Below are 19,265 nucleotides of genomic sequence, written 5' to 3' on the forward strand. Positions count from 1 at the left end.
GGACCCTTCGGGAGCATTGGCCCGAAGTAAGGAACGCCCACAGGAAGTCCCAGGAGAGATGCCATGCCGTTCACTCTCAGCCACGCGGCCGCCGTACTTCCGGCCATCCGTCGGACCGGGCGTGCGCGGGGCCCCCTCGTCGCCTCGGCGCTCGTCCTCGGGTCGTTCGCACCGGACACCTTCTACTTCACGGACGCGGTCGTCGAGGGTGTCCTGACGTACGGGGCCTTCACGCACTCGCTGCCGGGCGTCCTCACACTGGACGCCGTGCTGACGGCCGTCCTGGTGGGCTGCTGGCTTCTGCTGCGCGAGCCGCTGATCGCGCTCCTGCCGCGTGGCCGGCGGGGCAGGGTGTACGCCTTCGTGCGGGGCGAGGCATGGCGCGAGCGTCCCCGGCCGGCCGCGCTCGTCGGCTGGTTCTACGTCTCGGCGGCGCTCGGGTCCCTCACCCACGTGGCGTGGGACAGCTTCACGCACAACGACCGCTGGGGCACGAACGCGCTGCCCGATCTCGCCGAGCCGCTCGCCTACGGCCTGCCGGGCTACTCCTTCCTCCAGTACGGCACTTCGGCCGTCGCCGCATGCGCCCTGCTCTGGTTCACGGTGACCGCCCTGCGCCGGATTCCCGCCCTCCCGGCGCCCACGGCCGTGCCGGTGCTCTCCCGCGCGGAGCTCTGGGGTGCGCTCGCCCTGCTCGTGGTGTGCGTGGCGGCCGGGGTCACCCGGCGCCTGCTGCGCTTCTTCGACTTCTACGACCGGATCCGTACGCCGCTCGACATCATCCCGACCGTCTGCTTCGGCGCGGGCGGCGGACTGACCGTCGCGCTGCTGATCTACGGAGTCCTCGTGCGGCTGCGGCACCGCCGCGACCGGACCGGGCGCCCCGCGGACGAGGAAACACGGACGCCCGTCCCCACCGCCTGAGCGGCGGGGACGGGCGCCGGGCCGGCCGTACGGCGATCAGTGCGCGGCGGACTCCCAGTCCGGGCCGACGCCCACCGACACGTCCAGCGGGGCCCGGAGCTCGACGGCGGCGCCCATCTCGCGGCGCACCAGCTCCTCGACCTGCTCGCGCTCGCCCGGGGCGATCTCCAGCACGATTTCGTCGTGGACCTGGAGCAGCATCCGCGACCGCAGACCGGCCCCGGCGATCGCCTTGTCCACGCGCAGCATCGCGACCTTGACGATGTCGGCGGCGGTGCCCTGGATGGGGGCGTTGAGCGCCATCCGCTCGGCGGCCTCGCGGCGCTGGCGGTTGTCGCTGTTGAGGTCGGGCAGGTACCGGCGGCGGCCGAAGATCGTCGCCGTGTATCCGGTGGCGCGGGCCTCGTCGACGACCCGGCCGAGGTAGTCGCGGACCCCGCCGAACCGCTCGAAGAAGGTCTCCATCAGGCCGCGCGCCTCGGCGGGCTCGATGTTCAGCTGCTGGGCGAGACCGAAGGCGGAGAGCCCGTAGGCGAGTCCGTACGACATGGCCTTGATCTTGCGGCGCATCTCGGCGTCGACCGCGGACCGCTCCACGCCGAACACCTGGGAGGCGACGGTGGTGTGCAGGTCCTCGCCGGTCGCGAACGCCTCGATCAGGCCCTCGTCCTCGGAGAGGTGGGCCATGACGCGCAGCTCGATCTGGCTGTAGTCGGCCGTCATGAGGGACTCGAAGCCCTCGCCGACGACGAAGCCGCGGCGGATGGCGCGGCCCTCGTCGGTGCGCACCGGCACGTTCTGCAGGTTGGGGTCGGTGGAGGACAGCCGGCCGGTCGCGGCGACGGTCTGGCTGAAGCTGGTGTGCACCCGGCCGTCGGCGGCGATGGTCTTGACCAGGCCCTCGACGGTGACGCGCAGCTTGGCCTGCTCCCGGTGGCGCAGCATGATCACGGGGAGTTCGTGGTCGGTCTGCGTGGCCAGCCAGGCCAGTGCGTCCGCGTCCGTGGTGTAACCGGTCTTGGTCTTCTTCGTCTTCGGCAGGTCCAGCTCGCCGAAGAAGACCTCCTGGAGCTGCTTGGGCGAGCCGAGGTTGAACTCGTGGCCGACGGTGGCGTGCGCCTCCTTGACGGCCTGCTGCACGGCTCCCGCGAACTGCTGCTCCATGGCCTCCAGGTGGTCGCGGTCGGCGGCGATGCCGGAGCGCTCCATCCGGGCGAGGAGTTCGGAGGTGGGCAGCTCCATGTCGTGGAGCAGCTCCGCTGCGCCGACCTCGGCGAGCTTGTCCGTGAAGGCGTCGCCCAGGTCCAGGACCGCGCGGGCCTGCGCCATCAGGGCCTCGGCCTCGGCGGTCTCGTCGGCGCCGAAGGCCAGCTGCCCGTCGGCGGCTGCGGGCGCCAGCTCACGGTGCAGGTACTCCATGGACAGGGCGTCCAGGGCGAAGGACCGGCGGCCCGGCTTGACCAGGTAGGCGGCGAGCGCGGTGTCCATGGCGACCCCGGCGAGGGTCCAGCCGTGCTCGGGGAAGACCCGCATCAGGCCCTTGGCGTTGTGCACGACCTTGGGCTTGGCCGCGTCGGCGGCCCAGGCCGCGAAGGCCCGCTCGTCCGCCTCGTCCAGCTCGGCGGGCGTGAACCAGGCGGCGGCGCCGCCGGCCGCGGCCAGCGCGATCTCGGTGACATTGCCCTGGCCCAGCGCCCAGCTGTCGACGCTCGCGAGGCCCAGCGGGCCGCCCGCGTGGCTCTCCAGCCACGGCGCCAGCTCGCCCGTGCCCAGCACGGACGCGTCCAGCTCCACGCCGGCCGCCGGAGCCGGGGCCTCCTCCACGGCCGCGCCCGGGTCCACGGCGAGCAGCCGCTCGCGCAGCGAGGCGTTGCGGATCTCCAGCACGTCCAGCACGCCGAGCATGGCGGTCCGGTCGTAGGGGGCGCGGACCAGGTCGGCCGGGGTCTTGGGCAGCTCCACGTCCTTGACCATCTCGGTCAGGACCCGGTTGAGCTTGACGGCTTCCAGGTGGTCCCGGAAGTTCTGCCCGGCCTTGCCCTTGACCTCGTCGGCGCGGTCCACGAGCTCCGCGAACGACCCGAACTGGGTGATCCACTTGGCCGCGGTCTTCTCACCGACGCCCGGGATGCCCGGCAGGTTGTCGGACGGGTCGCCGCGCAGCGCCGCGAAGTCCGGGTACTGCTGCGGGGTGAGGCCGTACTTCTCCACGACCTTCTCCGGGGTGAACCGGGTGAGCTCGGAGACGCCCTTCGTCGGGTAGAGCACGGTGGTGTGCTCGGAGACGAGCTGGAAGGAGTCCCGGTCGCCGGTGACGATCAGCACGTCGAAGCCGGCCGCCTCGGCCTGCGTCGCCAGCGTCGCGATCACGTCGTCGGCCTCGAAGCCGTCGACCGCGAACCGCGGCACGTGCATCGTGTCGAGCAGCTCGCCGATCAGCTCGACCTGCCCCTTGAACTCGTCGGGGGTCTTGGAGCGGTTCGCCTTGTACTCGGGGAACTCCGTCGAGCGCCACGTCTTGCGGGAGACGTCGAACGCCACCGCGAAGTGCGTGGGGGCCTCGTCGCGCAGCGTGTTCGCCAGCATCGACGCGAAACCGTAGATGGCGTTGGTCGGCTGCCCCGTCGCGGTCGTGAAATTCTCCGCGGGCAGCGCGAAGAACGCCCGGTAGGCCAGGGAGTGCCCGTCCATGAGCATCAGGCGGGGGCGGTCCGCTGCGGGCGGCTGGTCGGTCTTCTTCGCTGATGAATCTGCCACGCCCCGATCCTAGGCGCCCCCACCGACAATTCCGGCCGGTCGCCTCCCCCGGCGCATCCTCCCCACCGGACGCCCCCGGCGCACCCGGCCGGAGCGCGGTGAGCACCGGACCGCCCTCCCCTCGTTCCGTGGTCCGTGCAAGGATCGAAGGACGCGGCCACACGTGCTGCATACGTACGTACGCTCGAAGGGGAGCGCGATGGCGACCAAGCCGCCCACAGGCGATCCGGTACAGGACGCACCGCAGGTCACACCGCCCAAGCACGCGGCCGCGGGCCTTCCGGCGATCGGGCACACGCTGCGGATCGCCCAGCAGCAGATGGGCGTGGCCCGCACCGCCCGCACGCTCCTCAAGGTCAACCAGAAGGGCGGCTTCGACTGCCCGGGCTGCGCCTGGCCCGAGGGCGACAAGCGGCACACGGCCGAGTTCTGCGAGAACGGCGCCAAGGCCGTCGCGGAAGAGGCCACGCTGCGCCGGGTCACCCCCGAGTTCTTCGCCGCGCACCCGCTGGCCGACCTCGCCACGCGTTCCGGCTACTGGCTGGGCCAGCAGGGCCGCATCACGCAGCCCATGCTCCTGGAGACCGGGTCCGCGCCCGGCGGCGACGACCGGTACGAGCCGGTCAGCTGGGAGCGTGCCTTCGCGGTCATCGCCGAGGAGCTGACGGCCCTCGGCTCCCCCGACGAGGCCCTCTTCTACACCTCGGGCCGCACGAGCAACGAGGCCGCGTTCCTCTTCCAGCTCTTCGCCCGCGAGTTCGGCACCAACAACCTGCCCGACTGCTCCAACATGTGCCACGAGTCCTCGGGCTCCGCACTGACCGAGACCATCGGCATCGGCAAGGGCAGCGTCTCCCTCGAAGACCTCCACCAGGCCGACCTGATCATCGTCGCCGGCCAGAACCCGGGCACCAACCACCCGCGCATGCTCTCCGCTCTGGAGAAGGCCAAGTCCGCCGGCGCGAAGATCATCTCGGTGAATCCGCTGCCCGAGGCCGGCATGGAGCGGTTCAAGAACCCGCAGACCCCCATCGGCATGCTGAAGGGCACCGCCCTCAACGACCTCTTCCTGCAGATCCGCATCGGCGGCGACCAGGCCCTCTTCCGCCTCCTCAACAAGCTCGTCATGGAGACGGAGGGCGCCACCGACGAGGCCTTCATCCGCGAGCACACCCACGGCTACGAGGAGCTCGCGGCCGCCGCGAAGGAAGCCGACTGGGACGAGACCCTCACCGCGACCGGCCTGACCCGCCCCGAGATCGAGCGGGCGCTGGCCATGGTCCTGGCCTCGAAGCGCACCATCGTCTGCTGGGCCATGGGCCTCACCCAGCACAAGCACGCCGTCGCCACCATCCGCGAGGTCGTCAACCTCCTCCTGCTGCGCGGCAACATCGGCCGCCCCGGCGCCGGCGTCTGCCCCGTCCGCGGCCACTCCAACGTGCAGGGCGACCGCACCATGGGGATCTTCGAGCGCCCCGCACCCGCCTTCCTCGACGCCCTCGACAAGGAATTCGGCATCAGCTCGCCGCGCGGGCACGGCTACGACGTGGTCCGCTCCATCCAGGCCCTGCGCGACGGCAAGGCCAAGGTCCTCTTCGCGATGGGCGGCAACTTCGTCGGCGCCACCCCCGACACCGAGGTCACCGAGGCCGCCATCCGCAGGGCCTCCCTGACCGTGCACGTCTCCACCAAGCTCAACCGCTCCCACGCGGTCACCGGCCGGCGGGCCCTGATCCTGCCCACCCTCGGCCGTACCGACAAGGACGTACAGGCGAGCGGCAAGCAGTTCGTGACCGTCGAGGACTCCATGGGCATGGTCCACGCCTCCCGCGGCAACCTCGCCCCCGCCTCCCCGCACCTGCTCTCCGAGCCCGCGATCGTGGCCCGCATGGCCCGCGCGGTCCTCGGCGCGGCCTCCGCCACCCCCTGGGAGGAGTTCGAGCGCGACTACGCCTCGATCCGCGAGCGCATCTCCCGCGTGATCCCCGGCTTCGAGGACTTCAACGCCCGCGTCGCCCGCCCCGCCGGCTTCCAGCTCCCGCACGCCCCGCGCGACGAGCGCCGCTTCCCGACGAAGACCGGCAAGGCCAATTTCACCGCCGCGCCCGTGGAGTACCCGCGCGTCCCGGCGGGACGGCTGCTCCTGCAGACCCTGCGCAGCCACGACCAGTACAACACCACGATCTACGGCCTCGACGACCGCTACCGCGGCATCACCGGCGGCCGCCGCGTGGTCATGGTGAACCCGGCCGACGCCGCCGAGCTGGGGCTGGCCGACGGTTCGTACACGGACCTGGTGAGCGAGTGGAAGGACGGCGTCGAGCGGCGCGCGCCCGGCTTCCGCGTCGTGCACTACCCGACCGCCCGCGGCTGCGCGGCCGCGTACTACCCGGAGACCAACGTGCTGGTCCCGCTGGACTCGACCGCGGACACCAGCAACACCCCGGCCAGCAAGTCCGTCGTCGTGCGCTTCGAACCGGCCTGATAGAACGACCTCAGGACAAGATGGTTAACGATCGTTGACGAACGGAGCCTGACCATGGGCGAGCAGCACGCAGTGAAGTTCCCGCAGGAGGTGCTCGACGAGTACGCGGCCCTGGGCATCGACCTGCCCTCGCTGTTCTCGGCGGGACACCTGGGCGAGCGGATGGACATCCGCGTCCTGGAGGCCTCGGCCGACCGCGTCGTGGGCACCATGCCCGTCGAGGGCAACACCCAGCCGTACGGGCTGCTGCACGGCGGGGCCTCGGCCGTGCTGGCCGAGACCCTCGGCTCGGTCGGCGCCATGATGCACGGCGGCATCACCAAGATCGCCGTCGGCGTGGACCTGAACTGCACCCACCACCGGGGCGCCCGCTCCGGCATCGTCACCGGCGTCGCCACCCCGGTGCACCGCGGCCGCTCGACCACCACCTTCGAGATCGTCATCACCGACGAGCAGGACAAGCGGATCTGCACCGCCCGCCTGACCTGCCTGCTGCGCGACGCCGACCCGGCCGCCGCGGGGGCCTGACCCGGCCGGCCCGGGTGCCGTGACGCAGGACCGCCCGGGCCGCGGGGCTCAGGCGGTCCCTTCCCGGGCGGGACGCAGGCGCCAGTGCAGTTCCTTCACCGCGTCCGCCGCCTCCCGGCGCACCCCCGGGTGGGGGTGGCGCAGGAATCGCTCGACGGCCGGGAGCGCCGCCCGGTCACCCGTGGAACCGAGGACGCCCAGGACGTACTCCAGCAGGAGGGGTTCCATGCCGTCCGCCGCGGCGAGCGGCGCGACCATCCGATAGGGGAGCTCGTAGGGCGCGGTGGCCTGCATAGTGCGTGCAGCGCGGACTCCCGCAGCTCGTAGCTCTCGTCGGAGAGCGCGACCGCGACGAGGCGCTCGACGACCCGTACCGCGTCGTCCTGCGCCAGCAGACCCGTCCCCAGAACGTCACTGACGACTTCGAGGCAGCTGTCCCGACGCCCCGCGTCGGGGGCGTCCAGCTCCTGCCAGGCCGATTCGATCCATGCCGTCGGGCTCTTGGGTCCGGTCACGGCCAGAGCATAGGAGACGATGGCCGGCGGACCCGGGCCCCGCCCCGGCTCGTCCCCGCCCCGGCTCGTCCCCGCACCACCGGCCCGCCCCTGGCCCGTTCCCGGACGGCCCGCGCCCGCCAACCGCCCGGAATCCGCCAGTCCGCGCGCTTCACGGTGACATCTGTTGTGTCACCGATGGTCACCGCCTACCGTCCCCCCATGGGGACCATGCCACGCACGGCCCGGTACGCCGCCCACACCCTCCTCGCGGCGCTCGCCCTGACCGGATGCACATCCTCCGCGCCCACCCCCGCGGCGGGTTCCGCGAGCCCTTCCGCAGCCCCCGCCTCCGCTCCCCCCTCGCCCGTACAGGTGTGCACGAGCCTCGTGTCCTACTGGGCGAAGGAGACCCTCCTGGGCACCAAATGGTCCGGTCTCGACTGGGAGCAGAAGGGCCTGTCCAACGACCAGTACGCGATCCACGAGGACGCGGTGGCCGCAGGGCGCGCCGAGGAGCGAACTGCCGGACAGGACAAAGCACTTGAGCTGATCGACCGGTTCGTTGCGCAGCGCTGCTCCGACGAGGGCGGCGCGATGCGGAGTTCGGAGAACTGGCGCCCGCCGACGTGACCGAGGTCACCGCATTCCCGAGCGCGGTGTCCGCCTTCCGGTGAGCCACCCCCGCAGGAGCGAACCGCAGGTGGGGGGCCGTACCGCCACTCGAACAAGATCCATTCGGTTTCGAAACTGCCCTCTTGACCGTCACTCTGCGTAATGCACATGAGGGCCGGAATCCGCCTTTTCCCTTAAGAAAGCCCACTCGGAGGATTCCTTTGGACACGCGCAGCCACATTCGGCCGAAAATGATCTAAGACAGGTGCATGAAGGCCTCAAGCCCCTTAGGAGAACTGGTAATTCTCAGGATGCGGACACCCCCCAAGGTAAGAAAACGTCCGATTTGTCCACACTCCCGCTACACATTCTTGGCCTTGGCATAACAAGAGCGTCACATCCTCCTTTCCCTGCTCCCCGTGCTCGCCACCTCGGGCCTAGAGTCACGGCCAGTCACCGCGCCGCAGGGCGCAATCAGCACGGCCGTGGACCTCCCAGTGCGGCCCGGCGACCTAACGGCACCTCTCACGAGAGAGCCGCGCCAGGGAAAGGAAGAATCGTGCGACACCGTTCTTTGCTCGTCCTCACCACCGTGATCACCACGGGAGCACTGACCCTCACCGCTTGCGGATCGCGCGACGGAGACTCCAAGGACAACGGCGGCGGCAAGAAGACCACCGTCGTCATCGGTGTGGACGCCCCGCTCACCGGCTCGCTCTCCGCGCTCGGCCAGGGCATCAAGAACTCCGTCGACCTCGCGGCCAAGACGGCCAACAAGAACAACGAGGTCCCGGGCATCGAGTTCAAGGTCGAGGCCCTCGACGACCAGGCCGTCCCCGCCTCCGGCCAGGCCAACGCCACCAAGCTCGTCGGCAACAAGGACGTCCTCGGCGTCGTCGGCCCGCTGAACTCCGGCGTCGCCCAGCAGATGCAGGGCGTCTTCGCCTCCGCCAACCTGGCGCAGGTCTCCCCCGCCAACACCAACCCCGCGCTCAGCCAGGGCGACAACTGGGGCAAGGGCGAGTTCAAGCGCGGCTTCAAGACCTACTTCCGCACCGCCGCCACCGACGTGGTCCAGGGCAAGTTCGCCGCCCAGTACCTCTTCAAGGACGCCGGCAAGAAGAAGGTCTTCATCGTCGACGACAAGCAGACCTACGGCGCCGGCCTCGCCGCGATCTTCGCCGACGAGTTCAAGAAGCTCGGCGGCGAGGTCGTCGGCACCGACCACGTCACCGTGAAGGAGACCGACTTCTCCTCCACCGCCGACAAGGTCAAGACCTCCGGCGCCGACTCCGTCTACTTCGGCGGCCAGTACCCCGAGGGCGGCCTGCTCGCCGACCAGATCAAGAAGACCGGCGCCAACGTCCCCCTCATGGGCGGCGACGGCATCCAGGACCCGGCCTTCATCAGCGCCTCCGGTGAGGCCAACGAGGGCGACCTCGCCACCTCCATCGGCTACCCGGTCGAGAAGCTGGACACCGCCAAGAAGTTCATCGAGGACTACAAGGCCGAGGGTTACAAGGACCCGTACGCCGCCTACGGTGGCTACTCCTACGACGCCGGCTGGGCCGTCATCCAGGCCGTCAAGGCCGCCGTCGCCGCCAACAGCGGCAAGCTGCCCACCGACGCCCGCGCCAAGGTCGTCGAGGCGCTCGGCAAGGTCTCCTTCGAAGGCGTGACCGGCAAGGTCGCCTTCGACGAGTACGGCGACACCACCAACAAGCAGCTCACCGTCTACAAGGTCGAGGGCGGCAAGTGGGTCGACGTCAAGAGCGACACCTTCAACCAGTAAGCCCGTAGTCCCCAGCACCACCCGCACCACCTGAACCAACGCCGCGCGAGGGCGCAAACAGCGCCCTCGCGCGGAGTCTTATCCGACACGCTCATCGGAGGCCCTGCGGTGCACGAACTGCCGCAACAGCTGGCCAACGGCCTGGCCCTCGGTGCTCTCTATGGCCTCATCGCCATCGGGTACACCATGGTCTACGGCATCGTCCAGCTCATCAACTTCGCCCACGGCGAGATCTTCATGATCGGCGGCTTCGGCGCGCTCAGCGCCTACGCCATCCTCCCGACCGGCACCACACTGCTGATCGCGATACCCGTCATGATCATCGGAGGTGCCGCCACCTCCGTCGCCGTGGCATGCGCAGCCGAACGCTTCGCCTACCGCCCACTGCGCAGCGCCCCCCGGCTCGCACCCCTCATCACCGCAATCGGCCTCTCGATCGCGCTCCAGCAGCTCGTCTGGCAGTTCTACCCGGACGCCAAGAAGGCCGTCAGCTTCCCTGAATTCAAGGGCGCCGCCTTCAAGATCACCGACAGCCTGGCGATCCAGCGCGCGGACCTCTTCGTCCTCATCCTCGCCCCGCTCTGCATGCTCGCCCTCGGCATCTTCGTCCAGAAGAGCCGCAGCGGCCGCGCCATGCAGGCCACCGCGCAGGACCCCGACACCGCGAAGCTGATGGGCATCAACACCGACCGCATCATCGTCATGGCCTTCGCCATCGGTGCCGCGTTCGCCGCCGTCGCCGCCGTCGCCTACGGCCTCGACAAGGGCCAGATCAACTTCGAGATGGGCTTCATCCTCGGCCTCAAGGCCTTCACCGCAGCCGTCCTCGGCGGCATCGGCAACATCTACGGAGCCATGGTCGGCGGCGTCGTCCTCGGACTCGCCGAAGCCCTCTCGATCGCCTACATCGAAGACATCCCCGGCATGTCGCAGCTCGGCGGTGGCGCCTGGTCCAACGTCTGGGCCTTCGTACTCCTCATCGTCGTCCTCCTCGTGCGGCCACAAGGCCTGCTCGGTGAGCGCGTCGCGGATCGGGCGTGAGAACCATGACCACCAACACCACCCCGCAGACCGCCGACACGGTGAAGCAGGGCCCCGCGCCCACCACCCTCCTCTACGCGGTCATCGCCGGCAGCCTCCTCGCCATCGTCAGCGCCTTCCTCGCGTGGACCTGGACCGCCGAATTCCCCGGCGACCTGACCTACTACGGCAGCCCCGCCGACCTCCAGTACGTCACCCTCGCCGGCGCAGCCCTCACCCTCGCCTTCGCGCTCTCCGCGCTCGGCGTCAAGGGCTTCCGCTGGCTCGCCCCCAACGGCACCCGCAAGGCCCTCTTCTTCCTCACCCTCGGCAACCTCGCCGCCACCTGGTTCGCGGTCATCTCCATCACCGTCGTCCTCGGCGGAGTCGTCAACCTGGAACCCGGCGCCTACGTCGCCCTCCTCGGCACGTTCATCCCGGTCCTCGCCGTGAACAAGCTCGCCGACGACACCCGCAAGGCGGCCCCCGCCAAGCAGCTGCCCTCCTGGGCCGAGATCCTCATCATCACCGGCGTCTTCGCCATCGGCCTCTTCGTCATCACCTTCGGCATCGACACCGATGACAAGGAACCGCAGCTCTTCGTCGCCTACCTGATCACCGTCGGCCTCGCCGCCTTCGCGCTGAACAAGTCCGGCCTCTTCGCCCGCCTCGGCGGCCTCACCGCCAAGTACCGCCAGGTCACCCTGCTCGGCTCCGCGGCCGCCGCCATCGCCTTCCCCTTCATCCAGCAGAGCGGCGACACCTACACGCTCATCGCGGTCAACATCCTGATCTTCGCGACCGTCGCCCTCGGCCTCAACGTCGTCGTCGGCCTCGCCGGCCTCCTCGACCTCGGCTACGTCGCCTTCCTCGGCGTCGGCGCCTACGCCGCAGCCCTGGTCTCCGGAAGCACCGCATCCGCCTTCGGCATCCACCTGCCCTTCTGGGCAGCGGTCATCGTCGGCGCCCTCGCCTCGCTCATCTTCGGCGTGGTCATCGGAGCCCCGACCCTGCGCCTGCGCGGCGACTACCTCGCCATCGTCACCCTCGGCTTCGGAGAAATCTTCCGCATCGCCATGGGCAACCTCGACGGCACCTCCGGCCCCGACATCACCAACGGCCCCAACGGCATCCCCAACATCCCCCACCTCGAAATCTTCGGGTGGAACTTCGGGGAATCCCACGTGGTCGGCGGCATCACCCTCGGCGCCTACGCCAACTACTACTTCCTGATGCTGCTCGTCATGGCCCTCGTCGTCGTGGTCTTCGCCCGCGCCGGCAGCAGCCGCATCGGCCGCGCCTGGGTCGCCATCCGCGAAGACGAGACCGCCGCAGAAGCCATGGGCATCAACGGCTTCAAGGTCAAGCTCATCGCCTTCGCCCTCGGCGCCACCCTCGCCGGCCTCGCCGGCACCGTCCAGGCACACGTCAACAGCACGGTCGTCCCCGAGAACTACGTCTTCGCCGGGCCCGTCCCGCCGAACTCCGCGTTCCTCCTCGCCGCCGTCATCCTCGGCGGCATGGGCACCATCCGCGGCCCCATCCTCGGCGCCGCACTCCTCTTCCTGATCCCGGCGAAGCTGGCCTTCCTCCAGGACTACCAGCTCCTCGCCTTCGGCATCGCCCTCATCCTGCTCATGCGCTTCCGCCCCGAAGGCCTCATCGCCAACAAGCGCGCGCAGCTCGAGTTCCACGACGACACCGCTGACCAGGCCCCCACGGACCTGGCCACCGCCAAGGCGGGGGCGTGAACACCATGACGACCACCACGGACACCACCACCAAGACCACGGTTCTCGAAGCCAAGGGCGTCACGATGCGCTTCGGCGGCCTCACCGCCGTCAAGAACGTCGACCTCCAGGTCAACTCGGGCGAGATCGTCGGACTCATCGGCCCCAACGGCGCCGGCAAGACCACCTTCTTCAACTGCCTCACCGGGCTGTACGTCCCCACCGAGGGATCCGTCAGCTACAAGGGCACCGTCCTGCCTCCCAAGCCCCACAAGGTCACCGAGGCCGGCATCGCCCGCACCTTCCAGAACATCCGGCTCTTCCACAACATGACCGTGCTGGAGAACGTCCTCGTCGGACGCCACACCCGCACCAAGGAAGGCCTCTGGTCCGCCCTGCTCCGCGGCCCCGGCTTCAAGAAGGCCGAAGCCGCCAGCGAAGCGCGCGCCATGGAACTCCTCGAGTTCATCGGCCTGGAGAACAAGGCCCAGCACCTGGCCAAGAACCTCCCCTACGGCGAACAGCGCAAGCTGGAAATCGCCCGCGCCCTCGCCAGCGACCCCGGCCTCATCCTCCTGGACGAGCCCACCGCCGGCATGAACCCGCAGGAAACCCGCGCTGCCGAAGAACTCATCTTCGCCATCCGCGACATGGGCATCGCCGTCCTCGTCATCGAGCACGACATGCGCTTCATCTTCAACCTCTGCGACCGCGTCGCCTGCCTCGTCCAGGGCGAAAAGCTCATCGAAGGCACCGCAGCCGAGGTCCAGGGCGACGAGCGCGTCATCGCCGCCTACCTCGGCGAGCCCTTCGAAGGCGACCCGGGCGCCGCCGAGGACGCCGTCGTCGAGGCAGCGGAAGCCGCCGCCGAAGCCGCAGCACCGGCCGAGGTCGAGACGGAGACCGAGACGGAGGCCGAGGCTGAGGTCGAGGCTGACGCCGAAGCCACCGCCGAAGCCACCGAGACCGACGCCGAAGCCGAAGCGGAGACCGACGCCGACACCGACGGCGACACCGACGCCCCGGCCGACGCCGACTCGGACAGCACCACCAGCACCACCAGCACGGAAGGAGAGGCCAAGTGACCGCACTGCTCAAGGTCGAAGACCTCAAGGTCGCCTACGGCAAGATCGAAGCCGTCAAGGGAATCTCCTTCGAAGTCAACGAAGGCGAAATCGTCTGCCTCGTCGGCACCAACGGCGCCGGCAAGACGACCACCCTGCGCACCCTCTCCGGGCTCATCAAGCCCAAGAGCGGCAGCATCACCTTCGACGGCCAGCCCCTGGCCGCCGTCCCCGCCCACAAGATCGTCTCCCTGGGCCTCGCCCACTCCCCCGAGGGACGCCACATCTTCCCCCGGCTGACGATCGCCGAAAACCTCCAGCTCGGCGCGTTCCTGCGCACCGACAAGGAGGGCATCGAGAAGGACGTCCAGCGCGCCTACGAGATGTTCCCCATCCTGGGCGAGCGTCGCAAGCAGGCCGCCGGCACCCTCTCGGGCGGCGAGCAGCAGATGCTCGCCATGGGCCGCGCGCTCATGTCCCGCCCCAAGCTCCTGATGCTGGACGAGCCCTCCATGGGCCTGTCCCCGCTGATGATGCAGAAGATCATGGCGACCATCAAGGAACTCAAGGCCACCGGCATGACCATCCTGCTCGTCGAGCAGAACGCCCAGGCGGCGCTCTCGCTCTCCGACAGCGCGCACGTGATGGAGATCGGCAAGATCGTTCTCTCCGGCACCGGCCGCGACCTCCTCCACAACGAGGACGTCCGCAAGGCCTACCTCGGCGAGGACTGACACAACGTGTGAGGCCCGCCTCCCCTCGGGGGGAGGCGGGCCTCACGCATGTCCGGGAGCAGGCGCTACGCGCCGCTCTCCTTCTTCTTCGCCTCGGCGTCCTCGATGACCACCTCGGCGACCTGCTGCATCGACATCCGGCGGTCCATGGACGACTTCTGGATCCACCGGAAGGCGGCCGGCTCCGTCAGCCCGTACTGCGTCTGCAGGATGCTCTTCGCACGGTCCACCAGCTTGCGCGTCTCCAGCCGCTGCGAGAGGTCCGCGACCTCCTGCTCCAGCGCCCGCAGCTCCGCGAAGCGGGAGACGGCCATCTCGATGGCCGGCACCACGTCGCTCTTGCTGAACGGCTTCACGAGGTACGCCATCGCACCGGCGTCCCGGGCCCGCTCGACGAGGTCGCGCTGCGAGAACGCGGTGAGCATGAGCACGGGCGCGATGGACTCCTCCGCGATCTTCTCGGCCGCGGAGATCCCGTCCAGAACGGGCATCTTCACATCGAGGATCACCAGGTCGGGGCGGTGCTCGCGCGCGAGCTCGACGGCCGTCTGGCCGTCGCCGGCCTCGCCGACTACGGAGTAGCCCTCTTCTTCGAGCATCTCTTTGAGATCGAGACGGATGAGCGCCTCGTCCTCGGCGATGACGACGCGGGTCGTCAGCGGCGGAACGTGCGACTGGTCGGCGTCGGGCGTGGGCGTCGACTCGTGCTCGGCGGTCACGAAGGCTCCTCGTTGCGGGGCATAACAAGCTGCCCTGAGCCTACCTAGCTACGGTATGGTGGACACGCAGCGGGTCGAGGGAAACCTTCGATTCACTGGGCCCCGGTAGCCCAATTGGCAGCAGGCGATGGATTCAAAACCCATTCAGTGTCGGTTCGAGTCCGACCCGGGGCACTTTTCCTTCCTTTCCAAGGTCACGCGACAATCGCGTGACCTTCACTCGTTTCAGCGAAGCTCGCCGAAATGCGCCACGTGAGCGATTTTGCGCGCAGCAGTGTCGACCGCATGTACGACGCGACCACCCGCAAGCACGCCCTCCGCTTACTCGCCGACGGGCGCAGCATGAACTCCGTCAGCAAGGAAACGGGAATATCCCGAGCCGCCATTCGCTCATGGACGGTGCGGATCGAACCACTCCCTCGCATGAACCAGGCACTCCCCTGCACGGCACCGGCCGACCAAGCCGCCTACGCCTATCTCCTCGGCCTCTACCTCGGCGACGGCTGCATCAGCGCCCACCCCCGAGGCGGCCAGTATCTCCGCATCGCCTGTGCGGACGCATGGCCCGGCCTCATCGAGCTGTGCCGTGCAGCGATCCTGGCGGTCCGCCCGTCCGACAAGGTCTACGTCCTGCAGCGCCAAGGCTGTGTCAACGTCACCAGCTACGGTCGGCACTGGACATGCCTGTTTCCGCAGCACGGGTCCGGCCGGAAACACGAGCGGCGGATCGTTCTCGAAGGGTGGCAGCAGGAGATCGTCGATGCCCATCCTTGGGCGTTCCTGCGGGGGCTGATCCATTCCGACGGGTGCCGGGTCACCAACTGGACCGTCCGGAACGGCAAGCGCTACGAGTACCCGCGGTACTTCTTCACCAACAAGTCCGACGACATCCGGAAACTGTGCACCGACACGCTGACCAAGGTCGGGGTCCGGTGGACGGTGCTGGCCCGCGGTAGCGATCCGTTCAACGTGTCCGTCGCGCGGAAGGACTGCGTCGCCCTCATGCACGCCCACATCGGGCCGAAGTACTAGTGCCGCATCAGGCAACGTCTGCTCTGTGGTGCTGGGGTGGCCACCGCCATACTCGGCGTCATGGGGAGAGCTTCGAGTCGAACCCGACCGTGGGGGCAGGGTGATCTGACCGGTGGGCCGGTCGATCAGGTTTTCGCGCAGGTGCGTCAGGCCGTGCCGGGTGTGGCCATCGAGCGTCTGGCGGTCACGCGCGCCAGTGACGACGACAACGCGTACTTCCTGGGCGTCGGGGCGGTCCTGGACCGCGTCCAGTTCGATACCGGCCCGGGCGGTCAGCCGCCGTTCTTGGTCGAGACCGATTCTTGTCGGGTGGGGACCTCGGAAGTCGCTGAGGCGGTAGCGGCTGTTTCCGCGGGGCTGGGGTCAGGCGGCGTTGGTTCCGGCGACGGTCTGCCGTAGGTGGTTGTCGTTGGCGTGGCGGTTTCGCCGGTTGATGGAGCGGCGGATCATGCCGCCCTGCCGGCCACCCGCACGGGGTCAGAGGTGGGTGGTGGTTCCGGTGGACGGGTCGTAGGTGATCAGGGGCGGGAGCTGGTGGTGGCCGGTGACGGTCTCGGCGGTGAGGACGGCGGGGCGGTCGCACGCCGTGCCCAGTTCGGTCAGGAAGCGCAGCACGTCGGCGACGTGGGCGCCGTCCTCGATGCCGTCGGGCCAGAGGGAGAATTCGATGCCGTCGACCGGCAGATGGCCCGAGAACCAGGTGTGGCCGTATCGGACGGCGAGGGTTGCGGTGTAGCCGTCCTGGATGGTGGCGAACGGGTCGCTGGTGTCGTTCGGGTCGAGGTCCTGGCCCTCGGCGCCGTCGTACCAGGTGAGCTGGTCGGCGGTGCTGCGGAGGTGGCGTAGGACCTGCTGCCAGTCCGTGTCGTCGGTGTCGGCAACGGTGATGTCGCGGAGGCTTCCGTCGACGTAGAACACGTCGCACATCCACGGGTCGGGGAGGTGGCAGGTGCCCGGGCGGGGTTCGCAGTCGTTGTGCGGTCGCTGCGTGGTCATCCGTTCGGTCCCCCGTGTGTGTCCGTCGTGAGGGGCCAGTATGGCGTTACGGCAGGTCGCCGTTGCCGCCGAGGTTGGCGACCATGCGGCGGAGGGTGTCGATCGTGGCCGCGTAGGCGGTGTCGTCGATGCCCTGCCGCATTGCTGCGTGGACCTTCGCGTTGCGGTCGTGGGCGCGGAGGCGGGCTGCTTCGCCGGCTTCGGTGAGGGTGAGGCGGTGGTCGGTCTCGGTGAGCCAGCCGCGGGTGGTGAGGTCGGTGTAGACGGCTTCGAAGTCGGTGTGCTGGTCGTCGTAGGGGGTGAGTTTGGTGGTGAGGGCCTCGCGGGTCCATTCGCCGGGGGCGCCGGCTACGTGGCCCAGGGTCCACCAGTGGGGTTGGGTGAGGTGTTCTTCGGCGAGGGCGGTGCGGAGGCCGCCGATGACGTGGTTCGCGGCTTCGCGGGCCCAGTGGCCGATGGGCTGGGCGGCGAGCTGCTGCTGGGAGTACTCGTTGGTCGTCATGTCGCGAACGTATGACCTCAGGTTAGGTTGAGGTCAAGCGTTGGTTCGACGAGGGAATGCGTGATGAGTGAGAAGGCCCGGAAGCTGTTCGACGCGCTCGACCTGGATGAGGACGGGGAGCTGACGCGGGCGGAGGTGATTTCGGCGCTGCGGTCGAAGGGGCCGACTCTGGCTGCGCGGGGTGATCTGCCGTTCTGGGGTGTGGGGGATGCGGTGGCGTCGTCGGCGTTGTTCGATGCGGCTGATGCGAACGGGGACGCGGTGTTGACGTTCGAGGAGTTCGCGGTGGTGGTGGATCGGCGGTTCGGCTGGTAGGCGCGGGTGGTGGGTGACCGCGTCGGGTGGGTGGTGTGGCCCGACGCGGTGCGTCGCGTGCGTCAGCGGACGGCGTCGCCGATGTGGTGGATGCGGACGAGGTTGGTGGAGCCGGTGACGCCGGGGGGTGAGCCGGCGGTGATGACGACGATGTCGCCGGGTACGCAGCGGCCGATGCGCAGGAGTTCTTCTTCGACTTGGGCGACCATGGCGTCGGTGGAGTCGACGTGGGGTCCGAGGAAGGTTTCGACGCCCCAGGTGAGGTTGAGCTGGGAGCGGGTGGCGGGGTCGGGGGTGAAGGCGAGGAGGGGGATGGGTGAGCGGTAGCGGGAGAGTCGGCGGACGGTGTCGCCGCTCTGGGTGAAGGCGACGAGGAATTTGGCGTCGAGGAAGTCGCCCATTTCGGCGGCTGCGCGGGCGACGGCTCCGCCTTGGGTGCGGGGTTTGTTGCGGTCGGTGAGTGGGGGGAGGCCCTTGGCGAGGATGTCTTCTTCGGCGGCTTCGACGATGCGGGACATGGTGCGGACGGTTTCGATGGGGTATTTGCCGACGCTGGTTTCGCCGGAGAGCATGACGGCGTCGGTGCCGTCGATGACGGCGTTGGCGACGTCGCTGGCTTCGGCGCGGGTGGGGCGGCTGTTGTCGATCATCGAGTCGAGCATTTGGGTGGCGACGATGACGGGTTTGGCGTTGCGCTTGGCGAGTTTGATGGCGCGCTTTTGGACGATGGGGACTTGTTCGAGGGGCATTTCGACGCCGAGGTCGCCGCGGGCGACCATGATGCCGTCGAAGGCGGCGACGATGTCGTCGATGTTTTCGACGGCTTGGGGCTTTTCGATCTTGGCGATGACGGGGAGGCGTCGGCCTTCTTCGTCCATGATGCGGTGGACGTCTTCGATGTCGCGGCCGCTGCGGACGAAGGAGAGGGCGATGACGTCGGCGCCGGTGCGCAGGGCCCAGCGGAGGTCTTCGATGTCTTTTTCGGAGAGGGCGGGGACGGAGACGGCTACGCCGGGGAGGTTGAGGCCTTTGTGGTCGGAGACCATGCCGCCTTCGATGACGCGGGTGTGGACGCGGGGGCCGTCGACTGCGGTGACTTCGAGGGTGACGCGGCCGTCGTCGACGAGGATGAGTTCGCCGGTGGTGACGTCGGTGGCGAGGCCTTTGTAGGTGGTGCCGCAGGTGTGGCGGTCGCCTTCGTGGTCTTCGACGGTGATGGTGAATTCGTCGCCGCGTTCAAGGAGTACGGGTCCTTCGCGGAAGCGGCCGAGGCGGATCTTCGGGCCTTGAAGGTCGGCGAGGATGCCGACGCTGTGGCCGGTCTCGTCGGAGGCCTTGCGTACGCGCTGGTAGCGCTCCTCGTGTTCGGCTGTGGTGCCGTGGCTGAGGTTGAGGCGGGCGATGTCCATTCCGGCTTCGACCAGTGCTTTGATCTGGTCGTATGAGTCGGTTGCGGGGCCCAGGGTACATACGATTTTCGCTCGGCGCATGAGGCGAGCGTATTCCCCTACCTGTGGGTAGGTAATCGCTTCCGGGTGTCCAATCAACAACCGTTGGG

18 protein-coding genes and 1 tRNA gene are annotated in these 19,265 nt (G+C 69.1%); 13 read left to right on the forward strand and 6 right to left on the reverse strand.

Annotation, left to right across the window (positions count from 1 at the left end):
* The first annotated feature begins 63 nt into the window (after positions 1-63).
* Positions 64-924 carry a DUF4184 family protein gene (locus ACFY0D_RS25115; protein WP_390800306.1) on the forward strand — a complete coding sequence of 287 codons (861 nt, stop codon included), beginning with the start codon at positions 64-66 and terminating at the stop codon, positions 922-924.
* Between the two features lie 36 nt (positions 925-960).
* On the opposite strand, the gene polA is transcribed toward ACFY0D_RS25115, so the two are convergent.
* A complete protein-coding gene (gene polA / locus ACFY0D_RS25120) occupies positions 961-3,615 on the reverse strand; it encodes a DNA polymerase I (RefSeq protein ID WP_390800399.1) in 2,655 nt (884 codons plus the stop codon).
* A 265-nt stretch (positions 3,616-3,880) separates the two neighbouring features.
* Here polA and ACFY0D_RS25125 point away from each other — a divergent pair, with 265 nt between their 5' ends.
* Both ACFY0D_RS25125 and ACFY0D_RS25130 read left to right on the forward strand, forming a co-directional pair.
* The gene (locus ACFY0D_RS25125; protein ID WP_390800307.1) at positions 3,881-6,166 is read left to right on the forward strand and encodes an FdhF/YdeP family oxidoreductase; all 2,286 of its coding nucleotides are present in this window, start codon (positions 3,881-3,883) and stop codon (positions 6,164-6,166) included.
* Positions 6,167-6,220: 54 nt separating this feature from the next.
* Entirely contained in the window at positions 6,221-6,694 is a 474-nt protein-coding gene (locus ACFY0D_RS25130; RefSeq protein WP_390800308.1) for a PaaI family thioesterase, read from the forward strand.
* Between the two features lie 48 nt (positions 6,695-6,742).
* On the opposite strand, the gene ACFY0D_RS25135 is transcribed toward ACFY0D_RS25130, so the two are convergent.
* Positions 6,743-6,988: a HEAT repeat domain-containing protein gene (locus ACFY0D_RS25135; RefSeq protein ID WP_390800309.1), complete on the reverse strand. Its 246-nt coding sequence runs from the start codon at positions 6,986-6,988 to the stop codon at positions 6,743-6,745.
* A gap of 422 nt (positions 6,989-7,410) precedes the next feature.
* Here ACFY0D_RS25135 and ACFY0D_RS25140 point away from each other — a divergent pair, with 422 nt between their 5' ends.
* The 6 genes from ACFY0D_RS25140 to ACFY0D_RS25165 all read left to right on the forward strand — a co-directional run bounded on the left by ACFY0D_RS25140 (position 7,411) and on the right by ACFY0D_RS25165 (position 14,143).
* The gene (locus ACFY0D_RS25140; protein ID WP_390800310.1) at positions 7,411-7,821 is read left to right on the forward strand and encodes a hypothetical protein; all 411 of its coding nucleotides are present in this window, start codon (positions 7,411-7,413) and stop codon (positions 7,819-7,821) included.
* 541 nt (positions 7,822-8,362) lie between these two features.
* Positions 8,363-9,595, forward strand: coding sequence for a branched-chain amino acid ABC transporter substrate-binding protein (locus ACFY0D_RS25145; RefSeq protein WP_351159632.1), 1,233 nt, complete (start codon positions 8,363-8,365; stop codon positions 9,593-9,595).
* Positions 9,596-9,703: 108 nt separating this feature from the next.
* Positions 9,704-10,636 carry a branched-chain amino acid ABC transporter permease gene (locus tag ACFY0D_RS25150; protein ID WP_390800311.1) on the forward strand — a complete coding sequence of 311 codons (933 nt, stop codon included), beginning with the start codon at positions 9,704-9,706 and terminating at the stop codon, positions 10,634-10,636.
* A 5-nt stretch (positions 10,637-10,641) separates the two neighbouring features.
* The gene (locus ACFY0D_RS25155; protein WP_390800400.1) at positions 10,642-12,366 is read left to right on the forward strand and encodes a branched-chain amino acid ABC transporter permease; all 1,725 of its coding nucleotides are present in this window, start codon (positions 10,642-10,644) and stop codon (positions 12,364-12,366) included.
* A 5-nt stretch (positions 12,367-12,371) separates the two neighbouring features.
* Complete coding sequence (locus tag ACFY0D_RS25160; RefSeq protein ID WP_390800401.1) at positions 12,372-13,430, forward strand: ABC transporter ATP-binding protein; 1,059 nt, start codon at positions 12,372-12,374, stop codon at positions 13,428-13,430.
* Positions 13,427-14,143, forward strand: coding sequence for an ABC transporter ATP-binding protein (locus ACFY0D_RS25165; protein ID WP_351159636.1), 717 nt, complete (start codon positions 13,427-13,429; stop codon positions 14,141-14,143). Before ACFY0D_RS25160 ends, ACFY0D_RS25165 begins: the two co-directional genes overlap by 4 nt.
* Positions 14,144-14,208: 65 nt before the next feature.
* On the opposite strand, the gene ACFY0D_RS25170 is transcribed toward ACFY0D_RS25165, so the two are convergent.
* The gene (locus ACFY0D_RS25170; RefSeq protein WP_301371781.1) at positions 14,209-14,862 is read right to left on the reverse strand and encodes an ANTAR domain-containing response regulator; all 654 of its coding nucleotides are present in this window, start codon (positions 14,860-14,862) and stop codon (positions 14,209-14,211) included.
* 99 nt (positions 14,863-14,961) lie between these two features.
* On the opposite strand from ACFY0D_RS25170, the gene ACFY0D_RS25175 reads away from it, so the two are divergent.
* From ACFY0D_RS25175 to ACFY0D_RS25185, 3 genes are all read left to right on the forward strand, one after another.
* Positions 14,962-15,036: transfer RNA gene (locus ACFY0D_RS25175), tRNA-Leu, on the forward strand.
* Positions 15,037-15,147: 111 nt separating this feature from the next.
* Positions 15,148-15,894, forward strand: a complete 747-nt coding sequence (locus ACFY0D_RS25180; RefSeq protein ID WP_390800402.1) for a transcriptional regulator — start codon at positions 15,148-15,150, stop codon at positions 15,892-15,894.
* A gap of 36 nt (positions 15,895-15,930) precedes the next feature.
* Positions 15,931-16,293, forward strand: coding sequence for a hypothetical protein (locus ACFY0D_RS25185; RefSeq protein ID WP_390800312.1), 363 nt, complete (start codon positions 15,931-15,933; stop codon positions 16,291-16,293).
* A gap of 78 nt (positions 16,294-16,371) precedes the next feature.
* Here ACFY0D_RS25185 and ACFY0D_RS25190 read toward each other — a convergent pair whose 3' ends face one another.
* Entirely contained in the window at positions 16,372-16,890 is a 519-nt protein-coding gene (locus ACFY0D_RS25190; protein WP_390800313.1) for a hypothetical protein, read from the reverse strand.
* Between the two features lie 46 nt (positions 16,891-16,936).
* Positions 16,937-17,392 (reverse strand): MarR family transcriptional regulator, encoded by a 456-nt coding sequence (locus ACFY0D_RS25195; RefSeq protein WP_390800314.1) that lies wholly within the window; start codon positions 17,390-17,392, stop codon positions 16,937-16,939.
* Positions 17,393-17,455: 63 nt separating this feature from the next.
* Here ACFY0D_RS25195 and ACFY0D_RS25200 point away from each other — a divergent pair, with 63 nt between their 5' ends.
* A complete protein-coding gene (locus ACFY0D_RS25200; RefSeq protein ID WP_390800315.1) occupies positions 17,456-17,707 on the forward strand; it encodes an EF-hand domain-containing protein in 252 nt (83 codons plus the stop codon).
* A gap of 62 nt (positions 17,708-17,769) precedes the next feature.
* On the opposite strand, the gene pyk is transcribed toward ACFY0D_RS25200, so the two are convergent.
* Positions 17,770-19,197 carry a pyruvate kinase gene (gene pyk, locus ACFY0D_RS25205; protein ID WP_390800316.1) on the reverse strand — a complete coding sequence of 476 codons (1,428 nt, stop codon included), beginning with the start codon at positions 19,195-19,197 and terminating at the stop codon, positions 17,770-17,772.
* Between the last annotated feature and the right edge of the window lie 68 nt (positions 19,198-19,265).

The organism is Streptomyces sp. NPDC001502 (assembly GCF_042894785.1).
GTDB classification, from domain to species: Bacteria; Actinomycetota; Actinomycetes; order Streptomycetales; family Streptomycetaceae; genus Streptomyces; species Streptomyces kutzneri.